This window comes from Seonamhaeicola marinus, from assembly GCF_008085455.1.
Map to the genome: position 1 here is coordinate 1 of NZ_VSDQ01000895.1, position 751 is coordinate 751.

The following is a 751-nucleotide window of genomic DNA, read 5'->3' on the forward strand; positions in this document are numbered from 1 at the left end:
GTATTTGTGTGGCCTCATCTAAACCAAAGCGTGTATTTAGTATTAGTTTCCAGTATACAAATACAAAGTACATTATTACAAAAATAATAAAAGGGATGATGCTTTTAAGTTGAATGAGTTTTTTAAATTCGGCTAATGTTATAAGTCCAAAAACAAAAAATAAAATTATTAAAGCATGCTTATTTTGCATACAGCCAATAAGTAAACCAATATATACGAGGCCTGAAAGCCCTCTGGTAAGCATTTCTTTCATTTATAAATCTTCTAAAAGTAGTAAGTATAAATTTTTTGCGCTACTGCCGTAACTTAAAAAGTCTTTTTCTTCGCTAGATTTAAAATGCTTGATGGTTGTAATGTTGGTTGGAATTTTTTGACGGTTTTTTGATTTTATACCTCGTAATCCTTCACCAATATTTTCAACAATTTGGCTTGTAGTAGCAAAAACTACAAAGTTAAAAGGGAGTTCGGGTAGTTTTTTTTCAAATATTTGTTTTGATGAAATAAGTAAAGAACCATCATTGGCAATTAGATTTTCGCAAGTGGTTAGAAAAAATTCAGATTCACTAATTAATCTTGATGCATTAATGCTAGAGTTTTTAAACTTATCAGTTAATTGCTCATCTAACAGTAATACTTTTTTTTGTTGCCATTTATTCTCTTCAATTATAAGATCTAGGTTTTCATAAACTTCATTTAAATCTTCACAATACAAGAATTTGCCACCATTAGCTTTAAAATTTATTGTAAACCT

1 protein-coding gene and 1 pseudogene are annotated in these 751 nt (G+C 28.5%); both read right to left on the bottom strand.

Annotated elements, in window-relative coordinates; translation table 11 throughout:
- Window positions 1–253: pseudogene (locus tag FUA24_RS25480) on the bottom strand (phosphatidate cytidylyltransferase); the annotation flags it as partial.
- Window positions 254–751: LUD domain-containing protein (locus tag FUA24_RS24690; protein WP_148546090.1), on the bottom strand; the 498-nt coding region annotated here is incomplete at its 5' end.